Annotated in this window: 28 protein-coding genes and 1 pseudogene; 4 read left to right on the top strand and 25 right to left on the bottom strand. The window is 45.4% G+C overall.

What is annotated here, in order from left to right; translation table 11 throughout:
* Positions 1 to 128: 128 nt before the first annotated feature.
* Positions 129 to 725 (bottom strand): hypothetical protein, encoded by a 597-nt coding sequence (locus LKE88_RS02370; protein WP_276802624.1) that lies wholly within the window; start codon positions 723 to 725, stop codon positions 129 to 131.
* A 39-nt stretch (positions 726 to 764) separates the two neighbouring features.
* Positions 765 to 1,829, bottom strand: a complete 1,065-nt coding sequence (locus tag LKE88_RS02365; protein ID WP_276802622.1) for a tetratricopeptide repeat protein — start codon at positions 1,827 to 1,829, stop codon at positions 765 to 767.
* A gap of 538 nt (positions 1,830 to 2,367) precedes the next feature.
* On the opposite strand from LKE88_RS02365, the gene LKE88_RS02360 reads away from it, so the two are divergent.
* Positions 2,368 to 3,651 carry an IS110 family RNA-guided transposase gene (locus LKE88_RS02360; RefSeq protein ID WP_276802621.1) on the top strand — a complete coding sequence of 428 codons (1,284 nt, stop codon included), beginning with the start codon at positions 2,368 to 2,370 and terminating at the stop codon, positions 3,649 to 3,651.
* Positions 3,652 to 3,907: 256 nt separating this feature from the next.
* On the opposite strand, the gene LKE88_RS02355 is transcribed toward LKE88_RS02360, so the two are convergent.
* The 23 genes and pseudogenes from LKE88_RS02355 to istA all read right to left on the bottom strand — a co-directional run bounded on the left by LKE88_RS02355 (position 3,908) and on the right by istA (position 22,917).
* Entirely contained in the window at positions 3,908 to 4,120 is a 213-nt protein-coding gene (locus LKE88_RS02355) for a DUF7678 domain-containing protein (RefSeq protein WP_276802620.1), read from the bottom strand.
* A 137-nt stretch (positions 4,121 to 4,257) separates the two neighbouring features.
* On the bottom strand, positions 4,258 to 4,431 hold the full coding sequence (locus LKE88_RS13150) for a DUF5049 domain-containing protein (protein ID WP_423767619.1): 174 nt from the start codon (positions 4,429 to 4,431) through the stop codon (positions 4,258 to 4,260).
* Positions 4,432 to 4,656, bottom strand: a pseudogene (locus LKE88_RS13145) (DUF4314 domain-containing protein); the annotation flags it as partial.
* The gene (locus tag LKE88_RS02345) at positions 4,653 to 5,363 is read right to left on the bottom strand and encodes a virulence protein (RefSeq protein WP_276802618.1); all 711 of its coding nucleotides are present in this window, start codon (positions 5,361 to 5,363) and stop codon (positions 4,653 to 4,655) included. The pseudogene LKE88_RS13145 and the gene LKE88_RS02345, both read right to left, overlap by 4 nt.
* 92 nt (positions 5,364 to 5,455) lie before the next feature.
* Positions 5,456 to 6,415: a radical SAM protein gene (locus LKE88_RS02340; protein ID WP_276802616.1), complete on the bottom strand. Its 960-nt coding sequence runs from the start codon at positions 6,413 to 6,415 to the stop codon at positions 5,456 to 5,458.
* 100 nt (positions 6,416 to 6,515) lie between these two features.
* Positions 6,516 to 7,763 (bottom strand): site-specific DNA-methyltransferase, encoded by a 1,248-nt coding sequence (locus LKE88_RS02335; RefSeq protein WP_276802614.1) that lies wholly within the window; start codon positions 7,761 to 7,763, stop codon positions 6,516 to 6,518.
* A gap of 77 nt (positions 7,764 to 7,840) precedes the next feature.
* On the bottom strand, positions 7,841 to 8,395 hold the full coding sequence (locus tag LKE88_RS02330) for a P27 family phage terminase small subunit (protein WP_276802612.1): 555 nt from the start codon (positions 8,393 to 8,395) through the stop codon (positions 7,841 to 7,843).
* 155 nt (positions 8,396 to 8,550) lie between these two features.
* Positions 8,551 to 8,931: an HNH endonuclease gene (locus LKE88_RS02325; RefSeq protein ID WP_423767609.1), complete on the bottom strand. Its 381-nt coding sequence runs from the start codon at positions 8,929 to 8,931 to the stop codon at positions 8,551 to 8,553.
* A gap of 184 nt (positions 8,932 to 9,115) precedes the next feature.
* Entirely contained in the window at positions 9,116 to 10,099 is a 984-nt protein-coding gene (locus LKE88_RS02320) for a gamma-glutamyl-gamma-aminobutyrate hydrolase family protein (RefSeq protein WP_276802610.1), read from the bottom strand.
* Positions 10,100 to 10,204: 105 nt separating this feature from the next.
* Complete coding sequence (locus LKE88_RS02315; RefSeq protein ID WP_276802608.1) at positions 10,205 to 10,660, bottom strand: hypothetical protein; 456 nt, start codon at positions 10,658 to 10,660, stop codon at positions 10,205 to 10,207.
* 1 nt (position 10,661) lies between these two features.
* The gene (locus LKE88_RS02310) at positions 10,662 to 12,014 is read right to left on the bottom strand and encodes an SNF2-related protein (protein WP_423767618.1); all 1,353 of its coding nucleotides are present in this window, start codon (positions 12,012 to 12,014) and stop codon (positions 10,662 to 10,664) included.
* Positions 11,995 to 12,294 carry a VRR-NUC domain-containing protein gene (locus LKE88_RS02305; RefSeq protein WP_276802606.1) on the bottom strand — a complete coding sequence of 100 codons (300 nt, stop codon included), beginning with the start codon at positions 12,292 to 12,294 and terminating at the stop codon, positions 11,995 to 11,997. The genes LKE88_RS02310 and LKE88_RS02305 overlap by 20 nt, the downstream gene beginning before the upstream one ends.
* A gap of 155 nt (positions 12,295 to 12,449) precedes the next feature.
* Positions 12,450 to 14,684: a phage/plasmid primase, P4 family gene (locus LKE88_RS02300; RefSeq protein ID WP_276802605.1), complete on the bottom strand. Its 2,235-nt coding sequence runs from the start codon at positions 14,682 to 14,684 to the stop codon at positions 12,450 to 12,452.
* Positions 14,674 to 15,069, bottom strand: coding sequence for a DUF7768 domain-containing protein (locus LKE88_RS02295; RefSeq protein ID WP_276802603.1), 396 nt, complete (start codon positions 15,067 to 15,069; stop codon positions 14,674 to 14,676). The genes LKE88_RS02300 and LKE88_RS02295 overlap by 11 nt, the downstream gene beginning before the upstream one ends.
* 7 nt (positions 15,070 to 15,076) lie before the next feature.
* Positions 15,077 to 17,035: a DNA polymerase gene (locus LKE88_RS02290; protein WP_276802602.1), complete on the bottom strand. Its 1,959-nt coding sequence runs from the start codon at positions 17,033 to 17,035 to the stop codon at positions 15,077 to 15,079.
* Positions 17,007 to 17,138 carry a hypothetical protein gene (locus tag LKE88_RS02285; protein ID WP_276802600.1) on the bottom strand — a complete coding sequence of 44 codons (132 nt, stop codon included), beginning with the start codon at positions 17,136 to 17,138 and terminating at the stop codon, positions 17,007 to 17,009. The genes LKE88_RS02290 and LKE88_RS02285 overlap by 29 nt, the downstream gene beginning before the upstream one ends.
* Before the next feature lie 14 nt (positions 17,139 to 17,152).
* The gene (locus LKE88_RS02280; protein ID WP_276802599.1) at positions 17,153 to 17,692 is read right to left on the bottom strand and encodes a DUF2815 family protein; all 540 of its coding nucleotides are present in this window, start codon (positions 17,690 to 17,692) and stop codon (positions 17,153 to 17,155) included.
* Between the two features lie 4 nt (positions 17,693 to 17,696).
* Positions 17,697 to 18,830 (bottom strand): DUF2800 domain-containing protein, encoded by a 1,134-nt coding sequence (locus LKE88_RS02275; RefSeq protein ID WP_276802598.1) that lies wholly within the window; start codon positions 18,828 to 18,830, stop codon positions 17,697 to 17,699.
* Complete coding sequence (locus LKE88_RS02270; protein WP_276802597.1) at positions 18,817 to 19,140, bottom strand: rRNA biogenesis protein rrp5; 324 nt, start codon at positions 19,138 to 19,140, stop codon at positions 18,817 to 18,819. Before LKE88_RS02270 ends, LKE88_RS02275 begins: the two co-directional genes overlap by 14 nt.
* Positions 19,118 to 19,339 carry a hypothetical protein gene (locus tag LKE88_RS02265; protein WP_423767608.1) on the bottom strand — a complete coding sequence of 74 codons (222 nt, stop codon included), beginning with the start codon at positions 19,337 to 19,339 and terminating at the stop codon, positions 19,118 to 19,120. Before LKE88_RS02265 ends, LKE88_RS02270 begins: the two co-directional genes overlap by 23 nt.
* Before the next feature lie 59 nt (positions 19,340 to 19,398).
* Positions 19,399 to 19,947: a sigma-70 family RNA polymerase sigma factor gene (locus tag LKE88_RS02260; protein WP_276802596.1), complete on the bottom strand. Its 549-nt coding sequence runs from the start codon at positions 19,945 to 19,947 to the stop codon at positions 19,399 to 19,401.
* 652 nt (positions 19,948 to 20,599) lie between these two features.
* Entirely contained in the window at positions 20,600 to 21,364 is a 765-nt protein-coding gene (locus LKE88_RS02255; RefSeq protein WP_105326919.1) for an ATP-binding protein, read from the bottom strand.
* Positions 21,361 to 22,917, bottom strand: a complete 1,557-nt coding sequence (istA, locus tag LKE88_RS02250; protein ID WP_276802595.1) for an IS21 family transposase — start codon at positions 22,915 to 22,917, stop codon at positions 21,361 to 21,363. The genes LKE88_RS02255 and istA overlap by 4 nt, the downstream gene beginning before the upstream one ends.
* A 114-nt stretch (positions 22,918 to 23,031) precedes the next feature.
* On the opposite strand from istA, the gene LKE88_RS02245 reads away from it, so the two are divergent.
* Genes LKE88_RS02245 through LKE88_RS02235 form a run of 3 tightly spaced genes read left to right on the top strand, consistent with a single transcriptional unit; the run spans position 23,032 to position 26,220 of the window.
* Positions 23,032 to 23,985, top strand: a complete 954-nt coding sequence (locus LKE88_RS02245) for an ABC-three component system protein (protein ID WP_276802594.1) — start codon at positions 23,032 to 23,034, stop codon at positions 23,983 to 23,985.
* Positions 23,969 to 24,418, top strand: a complete 450-nt coding sequence (locus LKE88_RS02240) for an ABC-three component system middle component 2 (protein WP_276802593.1) — start codon at positions 23,969 to 23,971, stop codon at positions 24,416 to 24,418. The genes LKE88_RS02245 and LKE88_RS02240 overlap by 17 nt, the downstream gene beginning before the upstream one ends.
* A gap of 2 nt (positions 24,419 to 24,420) precedes the next feature.
* Positions 24,421 to 26,220, top strand: coding sequence for a coiled-coil domain-containing protein (locus tag LKE88_RS02235; protein WP_276802591.1), 1,800 nt, complete (start codon positions 24,421 to 24,423; stop codon positions 26,218 to 26,220).
* Positions 26,221 to 26,320: the final 100 nt, after the last annotated feature.

The raw sequence follows: 26,320 nt of genomic DNA, 5'->3' as shown, positions 1-26,320 counted from the left end.
AGATAAATTTATTATACACGGAAATGACTATTTTTTCTCTTTTATTCTATCTTTCTGACAAACATCCGATTGAAAAGGGCAGAACTTCCCTTTTTAGCAATCCATGTCCTGGACCCTTCCAGGATTACTCAATCCAACTTTTTAAATTTTTTATCTTCCCAGTCGTACAAATAACCCCTATAGCCAAAATCTCCGTAGTCCGCCTCCCCTGTTTTATGATTGCATCCGTTTCCAAGGATGATCAAGTACTGTTCTTTTCTTTCCCCTATGGAAAAAGCCTCAATTTTCGTCATCTGATTAGCCAGGAAATCCAATTTTTTTTGCTCTTTTTCTCCTCGCTCATCAGAATAATTATAGGCAATGACAATTTTTAATGGACATTTTACATGGATTAATTTCATCACTTCATCTGACCAGGCACGCTTGTCGTTCTCATGCTCAATGGCAATTTTCAAATCCCACAGGTGTGGTTTCAAATCAATACCGGCTTCTTCAGCCTCCTTTTTCATATCCTGAGAATGGGAGGTCCATCCTACTGCATCAATCCTGAAGTATTCGTTTTGAGGTGTACAGCCTGTCTCTTTGATGATTTCATTTATGATTTTTATAATTACAGATGTGTATTCTGCATTGTATTTATAAATATCAAATAAATCCCGTCCTTCATAGTTTCGATTCTGCTCGATTGCTTTTAGGAACGTACCAAAAAAATCTTTTGCATCCATATCCATATTTCCTTTTTAAATGAACATAAATATTCTTCACTATTTTTTTGAAAAATTACATTGCTCTTGTAATTTTATCATGAGATAATCGTGCGCCTCTCTAAATCCCTGTGCCTCCGCTTTATGCAGCCAGTACAGCGCTTTTTCATCAGACTGAGGGACTCCCCGTCCTTTATCGTAGAGGATTCCCAGCCGATATTGTGCACATTCTTCTCCTTGGGATGCCGCCTGCTGGAACCAATAGGCTGCCGACGTATAGGATTGGGGAAATCCGTCTCCCTCTTCATACCGTTCCCCCAAAGCATATTGAGCCAGTGCCGCTCCGCGAAGGGCGGCTGTTTCCAACCACTCCATCGCTTGCTCAAACGGGAAGTCATTTCCCTCGTCAGAAAACCAGATGCCTAGGAATTCCTGGGCTTCAACCAATCCCTGTTCGGCTGCTTTTTGAAACCACTCCGCAGGATCCGTGTTTTCCAAATGAAAGGGGTCATTTCCCCAAAGGAGTTCCCAGCCGATATTGTGCTGTGCTGGTGCATACTCTTGGGCGGCAGCCTGATAGTATTGCAGGAGTGCCTTATTTCTCCATTTCGCCTTTCCCATTCTCTCTTCTAAAGAATCATCATCTAAAAAGTAGTTCCCCATACATCGGATATACATTTCCCCCAAATGATTCTGGGCAGCGGCATATCTCTGGGCGGCTCCCCGCCTAAACCATTTGATTGCCTGGATTTGTGACTCGGCAACAAAAATTCCCCTGGAATAGCACCATCCCAAATAGTCCTGGGCATGGCAGGCTCCTTGAGATGCTAAAATTTGAACTTCTTTGAATAACAAAGGGCCTGTCCTGGATTGATTTTCCAGCATCCGTAAGGAAGCAACTGCATCGCCTGCCTGTGCCGCCTTTTGATAAAAATTTTCTGCACAGGCTTTATCGATGGACACGATGCCATATCCGCCTTCGAAATACAATCCCATAATGTAGAGGGCAGCTGCATTATGGGTATTTGCCTCCTGTTGGACAGTATAAAAAGCCTGCTTCTTATCCTTGCCCAAGAAACAAGAAAAGGTATCGGCTATCTGTTGATAATATTTTTCAATTGCCATACAACCTCCTGCAATTTTTGAATCAGCCACGTATGCAGAAATGGTCTAAACGGCGTCCATCTCTGCTTCCATACTGATTTCCATCCCTTCAAATTTTCAGTCTTCTTCATTTTATTTCCCTGCTGTCCTTTTTCCCGATTTCATTATACTATAATTACTGTATGGATTTTGGGACAATTAATCCGTCTCCAATCTTATTTTCTCTCGTATAATATTTTTGTGAGCAAGATCTTAATCTTACTCAGACAGATTTTTTCCTAATCAGAATATCCTGATGTTACAATTACATTAGTGAATTGTGACCAAGGTTACGTCTTTTTTCTCCTGCGGCTCCTTTTGGATGACTGCTTGAAAAGCTTGACGCCTGCCTTAGTTATCAAATACTGCTTACACAGATGTTGCATCTCTGGGCGGGAGTAAATTCCAGCAATGTTGTCTCCCACGGATGAATGCTAATTGGCGAGGGTGCAGTCAGTAACTAAGATCAGGATAATTCCTTGTCACTTTTCCATTCTTAGCCGGAAAGGTGGTGAATCTCTTGAAGAAGGCAGATCTTCTTTCTACTCTTTTCGTCGGGATCGACGTGAGTAGCCGTAGGAATGTTGTTGCTCTTTTGGATTTTGAGTCCCAAAAACCGCTCCTGACTTTCACAGTTACTAACAATCAACCCGGCGCCACTGAGCTGGCTGATCGGCTTGCAGACTATCTGCAAAGCCGTAAGGACCTTACTGGATTAGTAGTTGGCTTGGAGTCCACATCTTTTTATGGAATCCATATCGCCAATTACTTATCTTCCTGCGAGACCCTGGCACCTTTTCAAACCAAGGTATATTGCTTAAATCCCAAGGTCATTCGTAACTACAAAAAATCTTTCGTTGACCTAGGTAAAAACGACTTTGTTGACGCTTTTGTTATTGCTGATTTCGCTCGTGCCAACAGGATCACTGCCAAGCCCTGGCGTGGCAGCCAGTTCCTGGCTCTCCAGCGCCTCACTAGACACAGGCTTCATCTAGCAAAGGCCCTTTCTCGTGAAAAGGCCTACATGCTTTCCAATATCTTCCTCAAATTCAGTGAGTTTTCTCTGTTAGAAGCAGATAAGCAGCCCTTCTCTAATAGTTTCGGTACTACAGCTGCTTCTGTTCTAACTGATTTTCTCTCTACAGAGGAAATTCTCGAAATGCCTATAGAAGACCTTGTAGCTTTCTTGGGTGAAAAAGGCCATCACCACTTCAACAATCCTAATCAGACCGCAGACCTGCTCAGACAGGCTGCCCGGGATTCTTACCGATTGGATAAGTGTCTATATGCGCCCCTTACAATCTCCATCGCCTCATCTTTTACTCTTATCGCCACATACCAAGCGGAGATAAAATTAGTAAACAAGGCAATTGAGAAGACCTTGCGAGGGTTAGATCCTAACGCCTATCAGATCCTTTTATCCATTCCTGGAATTGGACCTGTTATGGCTGCCGGTATTCTAGCAGAAATTGGCCATATTGAGGCTTTCAACTCTCAAGAAGCATTGGCAAAGTACGCCGGGCTTATCTGGCGTGAAAACCAGTCAGGTAACTTCAGAAGTGATGATACCCCTCTTTCAAAGGCTGGTAATGCTTATCTCAGGTATTATCTGATAGAAGCTACCAGTCATGTGAAAGAACATTGCAGTGAATTCGCTACGTACTACAAGAAAAAATACGCTGAGGTGAAACTCCATCAGCACAAACGCGCACTCGCCTTAACAGCTCGAAAATTTGTAAGACTGATTTTTGGATTGCTGGCCAATCATCAGCTCTATTCTTCTGATAGAGTAGAGCAAAGTTAATGCTTTCAAACACACGTTTCTTTTAAAATTTCTGAGAGAAACGTCTTATTAAGTGCGCCTCTTTTTAAGATTTTTTTTCGAAATCACCTCATTTTTTAGCTTGACATATTACCAGATTGCTTTAAAATCCTGGGGCCTTGTTCTCCCCTTTGCTGTGTATATATATCACTCTAAAGGGGAATAAAAGCAAGGGAAATATGTAGATTTTATCGAAGAAAATAGCACTGAAAAAGCCCGCCGAAGGCAGGCTCATTTCTTAGTTGTATTCTTTTACAAGGGCTTCATAAAGCTTCTGAGCTCCTGCGGTTTTGGGGTGAATGTCCCAGCCGCGTTCGTAGGCGCATAAGGTTATTCCCCCCTTCCCGATGTAAAGCTTGGAAATCCGGCCCCCGTCAATTCCCCAATCGGAGCCTTTGTCATAATACTTGACCTCGTACTTCATTCCGTTGCTTTCACCTTTTATCCACATTCTTGTTTCCTCCTTTGGTAACTCTGGGGCTTTGCGCTCCCTTTTCTTGTGTATATATATCACTCTAAAAGGAGGCAAAAGCAAGGGAAAATATAGATTTTATCGGTGTTTTGGCATGCTTAACCTGCTGCACAGAATCAGAGCTTACCCGTGAAGATAAAATGAATGTACTTCTCCCGATTCCTTTTCAGAAAGTCCAGGAGATCCGTAAAATCGAGCTCCCTGGCAATGGCTTTTACTACCGGAAGGTCAAACATATTCGTGCGCCCGGTATTCCGGATCAGAAGGATTTCCTTTCGTACCTCCTCCATGCCATCAGCTTCTGTATGGAAGGAGTCCACACCGGGTATCAGGGAAAGCGTAGAGCCCGTTTCCCAACGGACCATAATGCTTCCTATGTCATCGACGCCCATCACCATGCCCTGGGTGCCTGGAGGAGGGGCTTGCCTATCCTCCATGGAATCCAGAACCACCAGGACCCCTGGCTGATACCTATTCCGGAGCATTGCCAGCTCCTTTTCAGTTGGTTGTCTCATTTGGAAGCACCTCCTTTAAAAGCGGAAGACCCACTGAGGTTCTGAAGGAGAACCTTCCGGGTTTCCTTCCACTCGTTTCCTACCATGCCAAGGCGCAGGAGGAAGCACCGGAAGGCGTATTTTTCATTTTCTACCGGCTTCTCGCGGGCATTGACCCGTTTCAAGGTGCGGGCCAAGTCAACCATCTTTTCGATGAAAGCTGCGTAGGCCAAGCAGTCAGGATTATCCGGGTCAAACTGGAACCAGGGAAGGATTACCTTATCCTCCGTCACCTGGATGGGGAGTTCGTCCACCCCGAAGGCCTTCTTAATTAATTTCTCCTTTGCAGCGGCCAGCTTGATAAAGTTATCCAGCGTCTTGTCGTCAATCTTGCTTCTGGGATAGCTTACGGCAACCCCCACCAGCGGTTTCTCTTTCTCAGCTTCCTCAGCCTTGGGCTCAGGGTCATCCGGTTTTTCCGGCGGCGCTGCGAGGAAGCCTCTCCTTTCCAGCTCCTCCAGGAGGTGCTCCACTTCCTCTGTATCAGCCCGGTCGTCAAAGGAAAGGACCCCGTCCTTGCTAACCTTCATGTAGTCAATCAAGTAGGCGAAGGTTGGAGCCTTCAGGTACTCTGCTTTGGCCCCGGTAATTTCGCTAATGGCCTTGACCAGGTCCTTTCTCTTCTCACCGGTTACGTTGTAGTTGACTTTGAATTCGTTGGTTGTCATGGTGTTTTACCTCCTTGTTTTTTGTTACCCTATATATCACTCTACCGGGTGTAAATAGCAAGGAGAAATGTACAATATCCCAGAGGAATTTTTTAGAATTTCAGGTCAAAGAAATAGCCTGCTGCCGGGTTTGCCTTTTCAAATTCGGCAAGGTAACGATAGCAAGCACTCTTTTCCCCATTGAGCTCTGCAAACTGCCTAAGGCTCATTTTCTTAAAGAATCCTGGCTGGTTGCACCAAAGAGCAATGGAGATGTACACACCTCTCCAGGGACTTTCCGTGTAGCGATAAAACCGCATCACGTAAGGAATACAGTGGTATTTTACCAAAATTTCAATGCGGTAAAGCAGTTCAAAGATATCCCTGGTCCAGAAGGCCTCATCCCATTTCCCTTCCCGGTCATATCCACAGAAACAATAAAACTTCAGCGCTTTTTCTGTGTACTGCCTGGCCATGACGATTTTCCGCTCGATGAGCCGAGCGTCTTTAAGGTTATCGAAGGCAAAGGTAAAGTCACCGGCATATTTGCTGGTAAAAAGGAGCTCACACATTTCCGGCGTCAGAAGTTTCTCATCCAATCCCTGCTTAAACTTGAATGGCTTTCCAGTAGCGCGGAGTTCAAGCAGTAAATCTTTCCACCCCGCATAGCCGAAGAAGTTATCGTCCAAAAGACTAATCACTTTCCGGCGGCCGTCTAAGAACTCAGAAAGCGGACTATGAGCCTCCACACGGTTATAGTTCTTATTGACGCAAAAGGGGCAATGCCTAAAGCAACCACGGGTAAGGTAACCAATGGAGCTATTGAGGTATTCGTCAAATTCCTTCGGTCGTTTTCCGGCGGCTATCTGCTGGTTCACAAATCCGTCATACAAATGGTAGTCAGGCATATGATGTTCAACAGCAGGCGGTAACTTTGGAGCCTTGTCGTAGAAAAAACCGGTTCCTCCATAGGTTACATTTTTCATTTCCAGTATTTCCGGCGGAACTGGTGTATCTAAAAAGACCTTAGCCAAGTACACTTTATCGTACTGGTTAAGGTCTTCATAGTTCATCTTCAGTCCCACATCGTTTCCTTGCTCTTTTTCATGGGCAGAAAGTTTCATGCACACCAGATTAGGAAACCGGTGTCTCTTTCTTCCCACCAGGTCCGCATCAATGATCGCTATCCGGCTCATCAATTTTCACCTCATCATAATCATACGTCAGGCCGTCTCGCACCACCTTGACGTCCTTGGTGCTGCCGACCTGTTCTATGTATCTTTTCACAATCACATCACAGAATTTTTCGTCCAGTTCAATGGTCCTGCAGATTCGCTTGGTCTGCTCGCAGGCAATGAGTGTACTACCACTCCCTCCGAAGGGATCAAGCACAATGGAGTTGGTCATAGAAGAATTCATAATCGGGTATGCCAGAAGCGGGATGGGCTTCATGGTCGGGTGGTCCTTATTCTTCTTGGGCTTATCAAACTCCCAGATGGTGGATTCCTTCCGGCCGGCATACCAGCAGTGTTTCCCTTTCTTCTTCCAGCCAAACAAGATAGGTTCATGCCTCCACTGATACGGGGAACGGCCCAATACCAGGGACTGTTTCACCCAGATGCAGGTGCCGGAAAGGTAGAAGCCCGCATCAGAAAAAGCCTTTCTAAAGTTAAGACCTTCGGTGTCTGCGTGGAATACGTAAATGGAGGCATCACCGGCCATGTTCTTTTCCATGTTGGTAAAGGCTGCCAGCAGAAACTGGTAGAAAGCATCATCCTTCATATTATCGTTTTTGATTTTTCCGGCAGAGCCCTGGTAGTTCACATTGTACGGCGGGTCCGTGATTACGAGATTGGCCTGCTTGCCTGCCATCAGAAGGTTATAGGATTCTTCTTTGGTGCTATCCCCGCAAAGCAGCCGGTGCTCACCCAGCTGCCAAAGGTCTCCGGGTTTGGTCATGGTTGGCTTCTTGAGTTCTTTATCTACATCGAAGTTGTCGTCTTTTACGCCATCCTTCATGTCGTCTTTAAAAAGGTCATCCAGCTCTTCAGGGTCAAAGCCGGTCAGAGAAACGTCAAAATCCTCGCCCTGGAGGTCCGTGATAAGAAGCATCAATTTATCTTTATCCCAATCGCCGCTGATTTTATTCAGAGCCACATTGAGGGCTTTTTCTTTCTCCTCATCCATATCCACAACAACAACGTCAACTTCATCAATGCCCATATCTTTGAGCACTTTGAGCCGCTGGTGGCCACCGACCAGACGGGAAGTTCTTTTATTCCAGATGAGCGGGTCCACATACCCAAACTCATCAATGCTCCTTTTCAGTTTTTCATATTCCTTATCCCCCGGCTTCAAATCCTTACGGGGATTATAGTCAGCAGGAACGAGGTCTATGACTTTCTTCTTTTCTATCTGCATACCGTTCTCCTTTTAGAAAATAAAAAAGCACCTCCAGGAAATTCCTGTGAAGTGCCATAAACTCTGTAATGCCTTATTTAGTTTTTCCCATCATGCGAACGAAGGAGCCGCTCCATAATGTCATCCTGGGGACTATCTCCTTTATACTCGCTGGAGCAGTTGTCTTTCACAATCTGATAAATTTCATCCCACAGGTGATTCGTCTGGGCCATATAGCTTTGGGACATGGCAACATAAGGACTCTGAATCGCATTTCCTGTGGTTGGATGTTTAGCCAGAAAGCCCCACTCTGTGACCGCTTCCTCGCACTGAATCCAGCGAGCTGCCGACATAGCATAGCGTTCCAGAAGATCCGGAGAGACAAAAACGGCGCAGCTCCTTTTGTCGAGCCACGCCCAAGTCTTTTTATAAATGCTTGCCGCCAACAGTTTTTTGCCATTTTTCTGCTTTGCAGAAAGCATTCTGGACGGCTTTGGCATCTCTTCCCCTTTCAAATCTTCCATGTTTTTAAACTCAATCACTTGCAGCGGACGCTTACCCGGATTTCCTTCATTTATCTTGTCAGCAAGGGGCTTCTGAGGCCTTCCAGCACTTGGTCTTGCGCCGCCTCTATTGGTTCCATCCTTCGCCATGTCTCTCCTTCTCACCTCCTGGGGCTATTCCCCCGTTTGAAATCGCGTTTTTATGCGTGAGAGCCCACGCCCGTTCCGACGCCGTCGGCGTTTTGAGATTTTAGGCCCCCCTACCCTTTGTGGGTCGTGACAGTTAAAGCATAAAACTTTTTACTTCATTGCTCTCGCGAAGGTGGTCGCTTTCGATGCCACCTGTCACCCATCTCAGCAGTGATTCTTGAGTGACAAGACTTACAAAGAGACATCAAGTTACTGAAGTCATGTGTTCCGCCGTAGCTTAATGGAAGTATGTGGTGTACTTCTTCCGCCGGCGTCATGCGTCCTTCCTTTAGGCACTGCTCACAAAGCGGGTGCGAGTGAATGTAGGCATTACGAATCTTCTGCCAGCGGTAGCCGTACCGCTTCTTCTCTTCCTTAGACCTTCCATACTTTTCGTACTGACGGTTCATAAGTTTCTCATGCTCTTCACAGTAACGTTTGTCCGTGAGCTTCGGGCAGCCGGGGTAGGCGCAGGGCTTCTTTGGTTTCCTTGGCATCTCTTTTCATCTCCAATACAAAAGCTCCTGAGATTTCTCCCAAGAGCTTACAGTACTATCATAACACATTGAACCGTGAATTTCGTCCGCGATTTTACCTCTTTTCGCTCCCGTGCTTTTTACCCCAGGAGCTTACGGTACTATGATAACACATCGAACCGTGAATTTCGTCCGCGATTTTACCTCACTTTTTCTGGCTGGCTGCTTTGACTAGTTCCTTAAAGAACTTCATACTAATTTCCTGGTCGCAGAAGTCTTTCGGGTCTTTCTTGTTGATAATCACTTGCTTCAAATCATTCTCCGGATGGAACTGCAGACCAACCACAAAGGTCTTACGTGGGTCTTCGATGCCTTCAACAATGGAGACGCCATTGTACGTGGTCTCCGCTGTCTGAATCAGTGGCGTTCCCTTCAAACTTCCAATGGCTTGGTGGTGCCAGGAAGAAACATTGTGCAGCTCGTCAGCTCCTACAATTTCTCTCAAATGGGATTTCACCGGAAGAATGTGGACATCATGGCGCGCATAAGTTCTGTTCGGTGTTCCTGGCGGCATCCTGTGGAGGTCATTGTAGGTTTTCCCCTGCTCCGAGTAGTAGGTAGGAATGTCCTGAATAAAAGTTACCCCAGAAACAATTCCCATGACCTGTTCACCACGGCAAACGGCAAGGGTAGGAACATTTTTAGAAATGCAATAGGACATCAAAGTATAATCTGACACGTCACGGGTTGCGTTAATTTCTTCTCCCTTGTTTCTTTCAATGTCGGGTTTCTTGAAAAGTGTTGGACTTACATCTTCACCGCCCGTGAAGAATACACCATCAATATCTTTCATAACATCTTCTACGTTGGTGTCCTTGTAATGATTATCTTTAACTGCATTTGCATACTTTTCCTTCAGCATACCAGACGGATATAGCATATCTTTAGAAATCGTCCCGTCTGTGTTGTAAGTGATTTTATGATTCTTAGCCTGACCTAATTCAACCGGGATACCACCTGCCAGTTCAATGATTTTCTTGAACGCCGTGTAGTCCTGCTGATTACTCTTCCAAGTAATTCCAATAACCGGTTTACCCCCAACCATGGCTTCACTGGTTGTAGCTGCGCCAAAGCTGAAACACATGGAAAGAACCGCTAACCCACAGATTGTTTTTAAACTCTTTCTCATAGAATGCATCTCCTTCCTAAAACAAAAAGCGCCATCCATCTTGGATAGCGCTTTTGCTGTGTTGAAATTAATCTCATTATACTGGCATAAAAATGTCACGTCAAGCTATTTTCCAAAAAGAAGTATCGACAGTCGAGTCAATGCTTTGTTCTTCTTGTTGTACGCCGTCGTCCTTTCCACATGGAAGTGGTCACAAATTTCTTCCACTGCGTCACACTTACTCACCGAATCTAAGTAAAAGGTTCTCAGAACATACTGTTCGTCCTCGTTCAGTGAGTTCCAGGCCGGCTGGAACCATTCCATGTAGGCTTTGGCCTGTGCGTACCTGTCACGGAGAATAGTAATATCATCCAGACCTGAAACCAGCCTTGCTTCCCCTGCTTTAGGGTTGTGAGCTCCAGGAAGGCCAGTTACTTTAGGAGAACCCACGCCTTCCAGGTTTTCATAGGCTTCTTTAATCAGCCTATCGGTATTATTCAGAATGGTCTGCATGGGGCCATAATCGTTCATGGCCTCGATGGTTCCATTTCTTTTGTTAAAGTATTTCACCAGTACGTTCATGTTATTCTCCTTTCAGGTTTGCTTTCACTGCATCAATCAACGCTTCCTGCGTTCTGTCTTTTCTTTTAAGGGCCCGCATGACTTGTTCGTCAATGGTCCCTTTCGTCACAATGTGGTGGATGATAACCATGTTTTTTTGTCCCTGCCTCCAAAGGCGGGCGTTTGTCTGCTGGTAAAGTTCCAGTGACCAGGTAAGGCCAAACCAGACCAACATGGAACCGCCCTGCTGTAGGTTAAGGCCATGGCCAGCTGAAGCTGGATGAATGGCAGCCACTGCTATCTTTCCTTCGTTCCAGTCTGTGATGTCCTTACTTGAACGAATCTCCCGAAGGCCAATGAACCGTTTTTTCATCCGCTCCAGGTCATGCCTAAACCAGTAAGCCACAAGGACCGGTTTACCATTGGCACCTTCAATAACATCCTCCAAGGCATCCAGTTTCCTGTCGTGAATGGAAATCACTTCACCTTCCTCGTCGTACACCGCACCGTTTGCCATCTGGAGGAGCTTGCCCGAGAGAGCCGCTGCGTTCTTGGCATCAATCTCCTGGTCTCCCAGAGAAAGGACCATGTCTGCCTTCAATAGCTTGTATTGCCTGCGTTCCTTCTCTGAAAGTTCCACAGGGATTACGTTGGTTACAAGAGGCGGCATATCCAGAAAATCCACGGACTTCATGGATATGGTCATGTCGTTGATAAGCCCATAAATTCTCTTAGCTGCTTCCGGCTTTGGCTTGTAGCTGAAGATGATCTGCTGGTTTCTCTTGTCAGGAAGAAAGAAGGCTTCCCGGTAGCGGGTAATAAACCGGCCCAGCCGTTTTCCCATATCCAGGAGCCTGAACTCCGCCCAAAGGTCCATCAGTCCATTTCCAGAAGGAGTACCCGTGAGCCCCACGATTCTTTTGGCCTTCGGTCTAACCTTGAGGAGGCTTCTAAACCTTCTAGCCTTTCCGGACTTGAAGGAGGAAAGCTCATCAATCACAACCATGTCGTAGTCGAAAGGAAGTCCGCTTTGATTGACCAGCCAGTCCACATTTTCCCGGTTGATAATATAAACCAGGGCCTTCTTCCACAGAGCTTTCTTTCTTTCTTCCACGCTTCCAACAGCTACGGAATAGGAGAGGAGCTTCAAGTGGTCCCACTTCTGGATTTCTGCAGGCCACGTATCTCTGGCAACGCGGAGGGGTGCAATCACTAGCACCTTGCTGACTTCAAAGAAATCAAAGGCCAGTTCGTTGATAGCCGTTAAGGTAATCACCGTTTTGCCAAGGCCCATATCGAGAAAGAGCGCCGCTTCCTTATGGCTCTCAATGTGAGATATGGCATAGGCTTGATATTCATGAGGGATAAACTTCATGATTTCCTCCAATCTCATCCAGGACCTCATCAATCATGGACGTAGAATCAACAACGTAGCAGCGAAAGCCGAGACGCTGGAGCTTTTGCATCCGGCAGACTTGCAGAGGCCTTGGCTTTTTACCCGGAGCCTTGAGTTCTACAAAAGCCATCTTCCCTTCTGGCATCAGGACAATTCTATCCGGTACCCCAGCCATGCCAGGAGAGACAAATTTCAAGGCCAGGCCTTGCCGTTTTTTGACCTTTTGAACCAGAGCCTTCTCAACACTTTGTTCTTGCATATTTTTTCTTTCTCCTCATCGAATAGTGACGGGCGTGACGTTCTTCTCTATAACTTCTCTTATAGGCTTTTTTTATGTGTTTTTTCTCCTATAGCGAAGTTTAGTATAAAGAGTATCACGACCATCATCGCACCGATAAATACTGAATTATTAACTTAGAAATCGTTCACAGTTAACCTAAGTCCATTGATGAGACTCCCTTTGTTCGTTTTTCTTCTCGCAAACCCGGCTAAATCCAGTGCTGCATAAAAATCCGTTGTACTGCGTATTTTTTCACCTGTCTGAAGGCAGTAGCTCCGATATACCTGGTACAAAACACCAGACTTCTCTTCAAAGGATGAACCCACTTCGCAGTTAGCCTCAATGAAATTACCCAGCCAATCGTTAGCCTCACGATAATCATTGATAGCATTTCTGACGCAAAGAGGCGGCGTGAGTTCAAAGCTCTCTTTGATGATTTTCCTTGCACCTTCAATCATCCAAGTAAGGATGGCTCCGCCGGCATTCCGATAGAGGTAGTCCGAATAATTCTTGATGTCCTTCTTCCCTTCAATGACAGCATTAAAAGGGATAAGGATGAGACGCCTCCAGGTTCCCGGGTCGTTTGCTCCTACTTTAGGCAGGTGGTTGGTATAAAGCACCAAGGTATGGCTGGGCACGAAGGAAAACGGGGATTTATACTTCTTTTCCGCATAGATCTCGTCTGTCGAGCAAAGCTGCTTAATGATGGCCGTGTTGAGGTGCATGCCTTCTTCCAGTTCGGCAGCAATGAGGAGCCGTTTCCCCTGCACCTCTGCCATTTCAGGCTTCACGTTGCGTTTGCAGCCTACGGTTAAAGTATCTGCAGAAATCTTCCCGCTGTAGGTTCCAAGGACACGAGCCAGGGTATTCCAGAAGGTGGACTTCCCGTTCCTACCTTCCCCATAAGCAATAATCATGGCTTCCACATACACCCGGCCAATGGCGACCAATCCGGCGACACGCTGTACGTAGTCAATCAGCCCTTCGTTTCCACAGAAGAACACCTCCAAAGCTTCCTTCCAAAGGTGCATGCCAGCATCTGCAGGAGAAACTCTCGTAATCTTCGTGATATAGTCCTTCGGGTCATGGGTATTCTTCCCCATAATTCCTTTCCGAAGATCATAGGTGCCGGCCGGAGTATTCAACAGCATGCAATCCGAATCCAGCTTTGACACGGGAATATCCACCATAGGCTTGACTGCTTCCAGAGCTGACTTTAAATACCGGGTATCCCGCCGCTGGATAGCAAACTGCTTATAACTCTTCACTTCACCCAGCCCATAGAAAGCATTCATCTGAACAGCGGAGAATTCTCTCTTTGCCTTGGTTGTCCCTTTCCCCAGGAGAATAGCCTGAGCACCGGAGGTCTTTAAAATTTCCAGGGCTGCTTCTTCCATCTTCTCTGCTTCCTCCATCTGATTATCCGTGAGCTCCTGCACCGTTTCCATCGCCCGTTCTTTCGACTCATCCCAGAAGCCATCATGGTAGCGAAGGAAGTCCGTGGCCGTTGTATAGCAAAGTACGTCTCCATACAGTTTGGAAAGGACAACGGCCTGGCCGGTATCAGAGTAATCACCAGGTTTGTACTTGCAGGGAGCATTGTACTTTTCCGGCGGCAAGTACCCTGGCTGAGAGGCTACACGCTTTCCGAACTTTTTAGCACTATGCCAAATAGACTGAAGTTCTTCCTGGGAAAGCGGCGGGTTACACTTGTCCGCCTCCTTCAAAAACATCTGCCTTGCTTCTGCAGTGTCACCAAAACGTTTGATGACTTTACCAGCAAAGTGGGACAAGGTACTATTTCTTGAGCCTTCAGTGATTTCCTGGGGAAGAAGTTCTTTTCTGGCAAACCCAATGTAGGATTCCAGGGTGTCCTCCCCTTCTACCCATTCTGCGCTTTCTCCCGGAGCGCCGAAGAAGAAGCGAGCTGCATCCAGTGCTTTATCATCAAAGAGTGGGAACACCTCCAGCACCTGACGCTTCAGGCTGGCGTATTCTTCTGCCGTCTTCACTTCTTTGATCGGGAAATACACATGAAATCTGGGGCGCGCCGTTTTTACCCCTTTCGGTTTATTATCATGCCGGCTGGAAGCAATCACCATTGGAACGCCTGCGAAGGAGGCCTTCACAATGGATGGATTCACCCAATCTTCTGGGTTATCCGAATGGTCGTTATCGCAGTCCATGACGAGGCAGTCTGCCTTCAGAAAATTGGAGATACTGCGGTAATGGTCTTTGAAGAGAGCGCACACATGGTCATGAGCTGTGGCATCCTTAAATTCCTCAAGATTTGTAACCGTCTTCTCTTCCGGGTAATAGCAGTTCTTAGGATTCCCGTTGAAATGGGAAGCGTAGATATTAAACTTCATAGAATTCCTCCTTGATGAACTTCACAGTTTTGCCATACTTTCTGGCCTGCCGGATTTCGATTTCCATTCCTCTTGTAACGGTTTTGCCAAAAGCCCAAAGTTCTTTGCAGTGACGGAGGAGTATCAAATCCATGTGGATTCCAAGCTCTCTATCCTTAGTGAACTGAGGGAAAAGGAGGTGCGGGGCAAGAGGAACCCCGCCTTCCTGTAATACATACTTGCAGTACTTTCTAGCTCTCTTGGTGTTTCCTTCAATATCTCCAGAATACGGAGAGCAGACATAAATAATTGGCATGTAGGAGCGCCGATCCTTTGCTATTTTCATCAGAGCTTCATAGCAGGTCGGGTCCAGGTAATGTTCGTCATTCCTTTTGTCGATAAACATAAAGCACCTAATCTTTCTGGTAGAACGAGCATTCATAACCGTCTGCCCTTAACTTCAAACCTTCGGCCCAGGGAGGCGTGATTCCCATAAGGTCACAAATTTCTTTTACTGAGGATTTTCCTTCTGGCACCTCCACCACCACTTCATCGTGGATATGCATACAGATGCGAAATCCTTTTTCTGTCAGCCGCTTCATCACGCCGGCCAAGATATCCCGGGCCGTTGCCTGAACAATGTTTTCCACAAGTTTTGGCCCGTAGCTTTCCAGGCGGTCCCATTTCTTGGTGCCGTTTAAGCCTTCATACGTAATAGCCTCGCTGCCATATTGGTTTTCCTGGAGCATTGGTTTCACATACGCCAGCTTCCGTCCGCTTAAGAGCTTGATAAAAAGCATGCCACCTCGGTACCCAAAGGTAATGCCGTGAGTTCTGGCAAAGCTCCTGGTCCGGATAGCCGCCTTGGCCGCTCTATCCACTGACCACCAGAAGTCCGTAATATGTGGACTGGCTTTTCGCCAGGCGTCCACAATGTCCTGGAGCTCGTCCTCTGGGATTCCCATCTTAGTGGCGCCCATGGCCTTCAGGGCTCCCACAGAGCCTCCATAGCCAAGGGCCAATTCCGCGATCTTTCCCTTCTGCCTTAAATGCCCGTTGATGCCGTTCTTCTTGACGGGTACATGAAACATGGCACTAGCTGAAGCACAGTAGATATCTCCGCCTTCAGCAAAGACTTTCATCCGCCAGCTTTCTCCGGATAACCAAGCTATCACCCGGGCTTCAATAGCAGAAAAGTCAGCAACGATAAACCTGCTTCCCTCTTTAGGGACAAAGGCTGTGCGTATAAGTTCAGAAAGGACGCCAGGCGAGTTATCGTAAAGAAGGTGAAGGGTATCCCAATCACCACTCCTGACAAGTGCCCTTGCCTCAGGTAAATCCTTCATGTGGTTCTGCGGGAGGTTTTGCACCTGTATCAACCGGCCAGCATAACGGCCTGTGCGGACTGCCCCATAGAACTGGATAAGACCGCGGGCTCTGCCGTCTTTACACACCACATTTTTCATAGCGTCATACTTCTTCACCGAGGACTTGGCTGTCAGCTGCCGCAAAGAGAGGACTTCCTTCACTTCCGGCGGCGCATGAGCCTTCAAATCTTCAATGACGTTCTTTCCAAGACTCTCCACCTGGATGCCCTTTTCTTCCAGCCAGGCTTTAAGCTGCATGACGGAGTTCGGGTTCTCACACTGCGTCATTTCTTTCATTTTTCCCAGGGTACTCTCCTTAATTTCTGTATCCAGCTTGATAGCCTCGTCGGCCAGAACAAGGTCAATGGCAATCCCGGTATCGTTAATCACTTGGTCCACCACATAGTTTTCCCATTCACTTTCAGGGACGGGGTACTTGTGAAGCCTCTCCTGGATGGCCATCTCGGTTTCTACATCCCGCTTGTTGTATGCCTTGAATACTTCCCACTTTTCTGGGGCGTCTTCTGGACGGTTCCTGGTTCTTCCCTGATTAGTCTGGGTAGGTTTGCAGGGGCAGCAGAAGTAGCGGATGAGTTCTTTTCCTTCTTTCATCTTCTGCTTTTCAAGCCCCAGTACATACCCAGCCCCTTCCAGTGACAAAGGCAGGCCCAGCGTTGCAGCCCATACGCGGGTGCAATGCCAGCCTTTAGGTGAAAGGAAACGTTCCTCCCCCGGATAGAGATACCGGGAAAGGCAGACCCTTTCAAACTGGGCATTGAAGGCCCACTTAATCACTGAATCGTCAGTAAGAGCCTGGAGGATTTCCGGCGGCAAGGTTGCTCCCCTTGCCAGGTCATAGACCCTAACCGGACCGCCATCGATTGAGCAACCAAAGAGAAGTATCTGGAAAGCGGGATCTTCGGAGTAACGGTAAACACCGCTCTTTCCGATATCCGTTTCGCTGTATGTCTCCAAGTCAATCGATAAGCTTTTCATCCTCTTCATTCGCCTCCTTCTGCTCCAACTTCATGAGCTTGTACTCACACCAAGTGGAAACAAAGAGAAAAACAATGGCTGCAAAGATCAGAAGTGTTAATAGTGTTTCCATTGAAACCCACCTCCTTAGTCCAGGAAATCATCTACCGGCGCACTACCAAAGTCTTCTGCTGCCGTGGTGCGGCCGCCCAGCGGTTCGCCGTCACGAATCTTCTGAATGTTACCAAGGCCTACGGCTACGCCTTTATTACCGCTGGAATTGAAGGCGTAGAAGTTAAGGCTCACTCTGGCATACACACCGGAGTAGATTTCCCCCTGATTCATGATGGGTTCCACGTTCTTATCCACAATCTGCGGCGGGGTCTTAGTAGAAGCATTCAGGAAGTAGCTGTTAGCATAGGCCGGGTCATCTCTTTCGGTATCACCATCACGAAGAGGCAGTTTGATTGCCTTCTTGTTCGGGCGTTTTCCGCCGAACTTAGAAAGGCCTTCTTCAATGGCCGCATCCACAGCGTCGTTGATTTTCTTAAGTGTGGCCAGGTCATCCTTTGGAATGATGATGGAAACGCTATATTTTTCAGGGCCGCCGTTCACACTGTGCGGTTCCCATACGTATACATAAGAGAGTCTAACAATACCGGTAATGACTTTAGTTCTGAGTTTCATAGTTTTATTCCTCCGTAAATTCTTTTTTGACATCATCTGTGTTAATTGGCGGGCGCTTATCTGATTCAGGCACCAATGTAGGTTTTCCCGCTGGTTTAACAATCAATGTTCCTAAAATGGTTTTGAAATTTTCTTTGCCCATAAGCTTTTCCATGGCTGTGAGCGGGATCAGCTTTTTATCAAAGATATCGGTGTAGCCGGCGGCCGTTGCTGCCTTGATAACTGCATCCTGGTCTTTATACTTACGAATGGCCCTGCCGGCCACCACCTTGAACCCGGGCCAATGTTTGCCGTGGTGAATTGCAGCCTCTGTTGCATAAGACAAGACTTGATTCGCCCATGAAACGAAGTCAGGAAGCTCAGCTAAAAGCTTTGCTATTTCTTCATCCGTCAGCACAGGCGGGAGCTTGAAGTCGTACTTCGCAATCTGCAGCTGTTTGATAGCCCTTGCCCTACACTTAGGAGCAATGGGGCAGAACTCACACCAGCTACCTGGGGTAAAGCTACCGCCGCCGGAAAAGGCCAGTGCCGCTTTGGGCTTCAATACCTTGTTGCCCCATTCTTCCAGGTCTTTGCGGGAGATATCCCAGCAAGATACATTCTCACGACGGGGCTGGAAGATACAGAGCGAAACGGTATCAAACGGATAAAGCTGCCCCAAAGCAGACATAGCACCCAGGGCGTAAATCATGAGCTGTGGGTTATTATCCGCTTCGACCAAAACGCCAGTGCCGTACTTGAAATCAATGACCCAGAGGTGCTTATCTGAAACGATAAGACAGTCTGCTGTTCCGAACCCATCAGGCACCGCCGGTGAAAGGTTCAGGTGCTGTTCAACAAAGATTCTGGGGTCCTTGCTTTCTGCCTTCGCTTCTTCCAGTTTCTCCTGTACGAAGGACACATAGTCATCGGTGCATTCCTCCATGGTGTCCATATCGTATGAAGAAACGGGCCTATTGCTCCGGCGACGAAGCAGCCGTTTCAGCTTATGCTCCGCCAGTGCGTGAGCTGCCGTCCCCTCCTCTGCTGCGGCTGAAGTTTTCCCAGGAACCTGGGCGGCTAGCTTAGCTGACGGCGGGCAGTTCAGCCAACGGTGCGCTGCCGAAGGAGATAAAAGTGCGTGACTAGTTGCTGCCATTTCCAAGTGCCTCCGCCTGTTCTACCAGCTCTTTATACTTATCCGCCGGCACTTCGCTCAGCCTGTTCACACCAAAGCTGGTAATCAGGGCTTTGACTTCATCCCTAAAACCCGCCATGGACTTGTCGGCCAGGACCGCTCTCACCTCTTCCAAAGTGAGCTTAGGTTCTTCCGGCGGCGCAGGCTTTACCTTGGCTTCCGTGCTTTCCCCTGCGCCCATAGCTTCAAGTACGGAATCAATAGCGGTTCCGAGTACATACAGTTCAGCCTTTACATCTGTGAGCGTGTTAACCATTTCCTGTTGGTTCATTCTTGGATACCTCCTTAATGACAATGGAGCTGACACTTTTACCGGGACTCAGCAGAACAACCTGCACTGCTGGCCCAAAGAGGAGCTTGGCCAGCAGTTTCGGCATTCTGAGAAGTCCGCCGGAAAGCACAGGCTGTTTGCTTCCGGTCGCGTCAGTTACATTCACTTGAATCTTGTGTGTAATCGACATATCTTTCACTCCCTTCCAGAGGTTTTCCCCTCTGATGACTAGTCCACTGGAAATTTAAAAAATTAAGGTTAAAAGGAAAAATTTTCAATAAAATGCTTCATTTCCTTCAAAATGGTCCTGATCCGCTGCGAAACGGCGCTGCTGGAAATACCGAGTTCATCAGCAATTTCCTTCTGTGGCTTCTCTTCGAAGAACTTCCACAGAATAATCTGCCGCTGCTCCTTCGTAAGGTGGTTCATAGCCTCTTCAATGACGAGCTTCTTATCCTCAAGAGCAGCATCTGCCGGCTGGAAAGGATTGCTCATGGCCACAGCATCTGCAAAGGAGACCCCTTCTTCATCTGTGAAACTATCAATAGAAGCGTTCCACTTACGACCTAACACTTCGCCCGGGTGGTTCTTCTTGTAAGCATCAATTTCCTTCTTTTCCTTTTCAGTCAGTGCCGGCCCAGCATTTTTCAGATTATTATTTACTTCGTTGTTAACAAGGAGCTTCACTGTCTTGATATCCATCTCCGTGACGCCCTTCTCCCCTGCCCGGAGAGTAACCCTTTCATCATTGGCAAATTCATAAGTAAGAGTCATTGTGTTCATAGCATTAATTTTTCTTGTTTCCATGTTTCCTGGTTCCCTTCTGCTCAACGAAGAAAGCAGGAAACAAAAACCGAGATACCCTTGGATGGATATCCCGGTCCTTAAACACACGCCAAAGATAGGGAATATCTATCCAATCTTCTTTCAGAAGAATATTGGGTATATATTTCCTGCTCTTCTCGCGCGTTCAGAGCACTATATTGTTTTAAAAGTAAAGATGATACCCTTTAGGACTTTTCCCCCCTCTCTCTTTCTGCCTCATCACTTGCTATAATTAGAGGTAGATAAAGAGCTTTCATCTGCCCATATAATAACAAAGCCACCTTTGTCACTAGGTGGCAAAAGGTGGCAAAAGAGTACAAATTTTGTACTCTTGATATTTTGGAGGTCATCATGAAATTTAGTGAACTTCTAAACCTATTAAAAAAGACTCTGCCAATTCCCAAGAATAATCAACCAGAATTTATGTCTAATCTTCTTAATCTTTTTATAGAAGATTCTGCTGCATAAATCGGTGTAAGTTTACCGTCTGCACGGACTTTTTTTACCACCTTCTCGGAATTCTTTTACCACCCCACCGCACTAGTAGGCCATTAAGAGATTCAGCCAAAAGCTCTGCCGGATGGTTGAGCCGGCAGAGCTGGTTATTTAGTTTTCTTTAAAGTATAGATAAGCTTTAGCTTTGAGTTGCTTTCAGGCCATACCGTTCTCTCATTGAGATACGGCCTTCAACCATAATTACGTATGAGTTATGGATAATGCGGTCCATAATAGCATCAGACACAGGGCTTGCAGATTCGGGGTTCGAATCAATCCTGGTATACCAGCCATCTGTGCTGTACTGGGTGCAGAAAATCATAGAACGTTGGCAACGAGTTTCTACAATTTCTAATAGATCATAACTTTCCTGCGGTGTTAGGGGGCGTATAAGCCATTCATCCAAAATGAGCAAATCAACCTTTTTGTAATTGGACAGGCATTTCTTTAATTCACCGCCGCTTCGGGCAATATTCAACTCATCCAGCAATTCTGGCATACGAATATATCGTACTTTCTTGAATCGTCGGCAGGCAGCGTTACCAAGAGCACAGGCAATGTAGGTTTTACCATTGCCAGAAGCTCCTTCCAGAATAATATGGTGTCCCTCGTCTACAAATTTGCAGCTGGATAGGCGTAAAATCTGTGCTTTATCCAACTTTCTATCTTCGTAGTACTCAATTTCTTCTACTGCGGCAGCTGGGGCAGAAAAATTTGCATTCTTAATGAGTCGCTGTACTGTATTCGTTTGGCGTCGGTTCCATTCGGCAGTCACCATCAGTCCTAATCGTTCCTCAAAGCCAAGCTCATTAAAGGTTGAGTCTTGTAATTGGTGGGATAATTCATCCGCCATAGCGGTCATTCTCATCTTCCTAAGCATCTCTACGGTTTCCTGGTCTATCATTGGCGGCCACCTCTATCCTTACTGAAATACGAGGCACCGCGTGTAATTCCGTAGTTGTTTGCTGCGGCTGGCTTTTTCTGCGGAGCGTTTTTAACAGGTTTATCTTGGTCATTTTTTAAAATGCTGCTGACGTTACGGACGGACGGAGTGGCCTTGTAGGCGAAAATACGTCCACAAGCGTTTTCAAGCCGTACTTTCCCGTAACGTTCTTCCAATTTCCTAAGGCTGGAGCAGGCTTTGTAGCCCTGTTCTGGGGCCTTTCCGCTGGTAAGGAAATACTGCACAGTCTTTTCTGTCATGGGACCAACAGTCGTTGCCCAACGAGTGAAATCATCCGTATTGTAGGTCAGGTACCTTTGGTGTGCAAGGGGCATGTGCTCTAGGTTTACCAGCGGATCTCTCTGGACGGTCCGCAAACGACGGTGGCTGGCAACACGGCTGCCGTGGAAGAATACTTCTACAGTAGTCTTTGTCACCCGAATGTCTACCTTTTCGCCAATCAAGTTGTAAGGGACTGAATATTTGTTCTTGCCATCTGAAATAAGATAATCATTGGGAACTTTGGCTACCGACCAAACAGCAGCCTCAAAATCTGTAGGTGGCAGAGGAAGCATATATTGCTTTTCTTCTTCCATATAGGCACTGTAGCGGGAGCCTGCCATCTGCTTAAAGGGGCGGTCGTTCATTTCTTTAAGTTTTTCCGCAATAGCCTCATTCATTTCATGAAGGGAAAAGAATTTCCTTGAACGTAAGGCAGCAAGAATCCAGGTTTCAGCAAAACGCACAGAAGCTTCTGCGGAGCTTTTATCCTTAGGCCTGCGCACACGGGCTGGTACAATTGCCGTACCATAATGTTCAGCCAATTCCTGGTAACTGTGGTTTAGGATTGTTTCATACTTAGTATTAGACGTGGTTGCAGTTTTGCAATTGTCAGGAATTAGAAGCCGAGGAACACCACCATAAAACTTGAAGGCGTGGATATGGCAGTTCAGCCAGTTCTCAGTTTTCATATCGTCGCAGGCTTCTGCATAGGTATAATAACTGCACGGCAAGGTGGCAATAAAGAGATACGCTGGGCTTGTACTGCCGGTTACCGGGTCATATACGGGAAGAGTATCCCCAGCCCAGTCGACCTGCATGGCATCGCCAGGTTTATGCTGAATACGCATGGTAGCTTTGGTTACCCGAGCCCATTTTCGGTATTTCTCTGCAAATTGTGTACTCATATAAGGCGTTTTGCCAGTCTCGTAGCACTGTCTGCAATATTCTTCCCATAGAAGCGTCATCGTTACACCAGATTTTGCTAGTTCTCGATGGATGTAGGGATAGTCTGGTTCAACATAAAAAACTTTGGTCATGCTCTTTCTTGGGAATAATATTGTTTCCAATTCAGCATTAGTGATGCTGGAATCCAGCGGCCAGCTAATGCCTTGTTGGTCTGCAGCCTTGTAGACTGCACTGATGGTTGGGCGAGAAGCAACTTTGGTTAAAGCTATCCCGCGTTGAGTGTACCCCTTGCTTCGCAGCATAAGAATCTTTCGGTAATCCGTCATATGAGGACCCCCTTATACTAAAGTCACACGAGAACCGTGTGCTATCTTCAGTATGAGAGTTATTGAGCAGGGTGGCAAATACTTCCGGAAGGATGGTCAAATAACTGCGGCAGAGTGGTAAAAAAAGTCCGTGCACATGGCAAAATCGTATCGGTATATTCATCTGCAGAGGATGATCCCCGTTTTGAACAATTTTCTGATTTCACAAATAAAAGTACTATTACAAAAATATTCAATGGGCAGCGTAAGTTTCCAAAAGATATTGCAGATTTTATCTTATCTAATAGCGATAAATCTAAATTTGTAGATTTAGTATCAAAGCTTTCTTATGACACCTCTACCGAAATAATAAACGTATTAACAGATAAGGGGCTATATTGCCCCAAAAACGTCGACCTTTCAGATACTTTAGCTGATATTTTCATTAAGTTCCTTCATGCAGCTTCCGCTAAAAAAGATGAACTTGACTTAAAAGACATCAACGTATCAAAAGAAGCAGCACTTAGAAACAATAAACGCCCTGTCCCGTTAGAATTATCCGAATACTCTCCAGACGATAATGTCATTAATATTGGAAATGAGCATATCAAACTCCCTCCTGGTTTGAAAAAGCCAAAAGATATCCAACAGAAATCAGAGGCCCCATACATTAAAGCTTTATTGGAAGTTTATTCTGAGAACAAAAATAAGGTTTTTTCTCTTGCAAACTTGAATGAACTTCCACAAAAATGTAAGAATCATTTGGAAAGACAAAGGGCTGAATTTTACAGTAGTGAATCAATAGCACGCATCGCTAGAGAAACATTTTCAGATGGAGAGGCCCAATTTAAACGCTTAGAAAAAGAAGCTTATGATGGAATAGAGCCTACATACCATAGTTCGTGCCCTAACGGAAAAGAACGTTTGCGTATCGTACAAGATAAGATTACAAGTACAACCTTGAGTGCCTCTAAACTTGCCAATATTGCTGGCCTTATTAATAATGAGGCAAAAAAAGGATTATGCCATAAGTTAGTAAATGATAATTACATTAAATCGTGGGTGAATATAGATGACGAGGATTTTTAACACCGCATTTGAATCTGAACTACGCTCCCTGTTGATATTATCCGTATTTAAAGATTTAGCATTGTCTCTTGTACAAATTACGCTCCTTGATTTTATAACCATCTATGGAAAGTCTTTTGGGGTATCGACTTACAATCTTCATGGAGACAACACATTCCGGTTTAGTGAATATTCGGCACGAAGAGCCATGTTCAAAAAAGGTTTAAAGCGTGGGGTGCTTGATGGATTTGTAAATGTCCACTACTCCCCCAAATCGGGTTTCTTGTATAAGATAGACTCAACAGGACAAGAATACGTAAAATCCTTGTCTTCTACTTATAAAATTCAGTATTTATCGATATTAAAAAATACAAAGCAGCAGTTTGGAAATAAATCAGATACAGAGCTTTTAAGTATTTATAATCAAGAGTCCTTACGGCACACGGAGGAGTAACCATGAAAATCACCAGAATTACAGCACTGGGTGAAGGAAAGTCACCTTCAACTATAAAACTTGGCCCCGGTCTTAATATTATTGAGGGTGAATCAAATACTGGTAAAAGTTGTATTTTTCGAACCATCGACTTTTGTTTCGGCAGCAAAGTTCTCCCCTTTGATGCTTCATTGGGCTATAACAAAATCACACTAGATATAACCAGCCGATTTGGAAATTTAAAAATCACTCGCTCTTTTGATTCCAAAGGAATTGATATTGATTCTACTATCCCTAACTATCCTTCAGGAAAATATTCACTCAAGGGTAAAGATGACGAAAGAGGCCTTAATGACTTTCTTTTTGCCGCTATAGGCGTTAAAGATCGCCATAAAATCATAAAAAATCAATATTTCCGTAAACAATTACTTACCTGGCGAACTATTTTACCTTTAATATTAATTCCGCACCAATCCATAATAGCGGAGCACGATTCACCTATCCTTCCCAACCAGGCAACTGGTAAAACAGCATTTCTTTCTTCTCTTATCTTTCTATTATCTGGAAATGATTATGCAGAGAAAGAAGAAGTAGAAAAACCGGAAATTCGAAGAGCTCAGAGAAAAGCAGTAAAGAATTTTATCGAGCAGAAGCTGCAAATGGCAGCAAAACAGAAAGAATCAATTGAAAAGGCTCTTCACGCAAGCAATGACGATGAAATTCATTCCAAAATATCTCAGTTAGTTAATATTCGTCAAAGCCTTAAAGAAGAAATTGAAAAATCCAGTAAATACTATACTTCTCTCTTGAAGAGAATTGAGGGCCTGAACAAAAAGCGCAGTGAGTATGTGCTCTTACAGGAACAATATGAAGATTTATCCTCTCAATATATTGCTGATATAAAAAGACTTACTAATATTGTAGATGGTGAGGCTCATCTTAAAGATTTTGGGCGTAAAGCGGAAGTCTGCCCTTTCTGCCAAAGTCAAATAACTCTTAAAAAGCATAAATCCTACACCAATTCGGCCAATGCTGAACTTCAGAATATTTTAGCCCAAAGCAAAGAGCTGGATTCCGTAAAGGCCGACTTGAAAGAACGAACACACCGCATCGTGCATGATTTGGCTAAGTTACAAAAAGAAGTGGACACAACAAATGATCGAGTACAAAACAAATTGCGCCCAAGGTTTGAAAAAATAAATGAAATAATGTCTCAATTTGAAGCTTATATCAAGGCGCAAACAATTCTGTCTTCAATAAAAGAAACTACTGAGGAATATGAAAAGGATCTAGAGAATTTACCATCAGATGATGCAATTGAAGAAATATACCACCCTGTTAACTTTCTGGAACAATCCTTTCAATCAGACATTAGTGCTTTATTAAAAGAAATTCTTATAGAGTGCCATTATCCTAATCTCAACAGTGCTTCATTTGATGTTAATACCTTTGATGCAATTATTAATGGTCATAAAAAAAGCGCGGGAAATGGAAATGGTTACTCTTCCTTTGTCAATACGGTAATGGCACTTGCTATCAGAAAATATCTTAAGGATAATGCCATGTTCAATCCGGGGCTTCTGATTATAGATAGTCCATTAAGTGGCCTAGATCAAGGGAAAAAAGAAAACTACGATATCAGTATGCGTAACGGATTGTTTGAATTTATGCTTAAGCATCAAGATGACGGGCAAATTATTATCTTCGAAAATACCAAAAATACTGCCAGTCTAAACTATACAGAATATGGGGCTAACATTATTCATTTCGACAAAGAAAGCGGCCGTCCCGGATTTTTACTAGACCTGGATGAGGATGGTTGACTTAACAGACTATTATCAAATTCCTCTAATATAAAAAGCCGGTAAACATAGGTTCCTGAATAAAACTTTCCAAGAATCGCTGTTACTGGCTTTTTTTATT

Source organism: Acidaminococcus hominis, assembly GCF_022484025.1.
Classification (GTDB): Bacteria; Bacillota; Negativicutes; order Acidaminococcales; family Acidaminococcaceae; genus Acidaminococcus; species Acidaminococcus hominis.
This window is presented reverse-complemented; position numbering and strand designations above follow the sequence as displayed.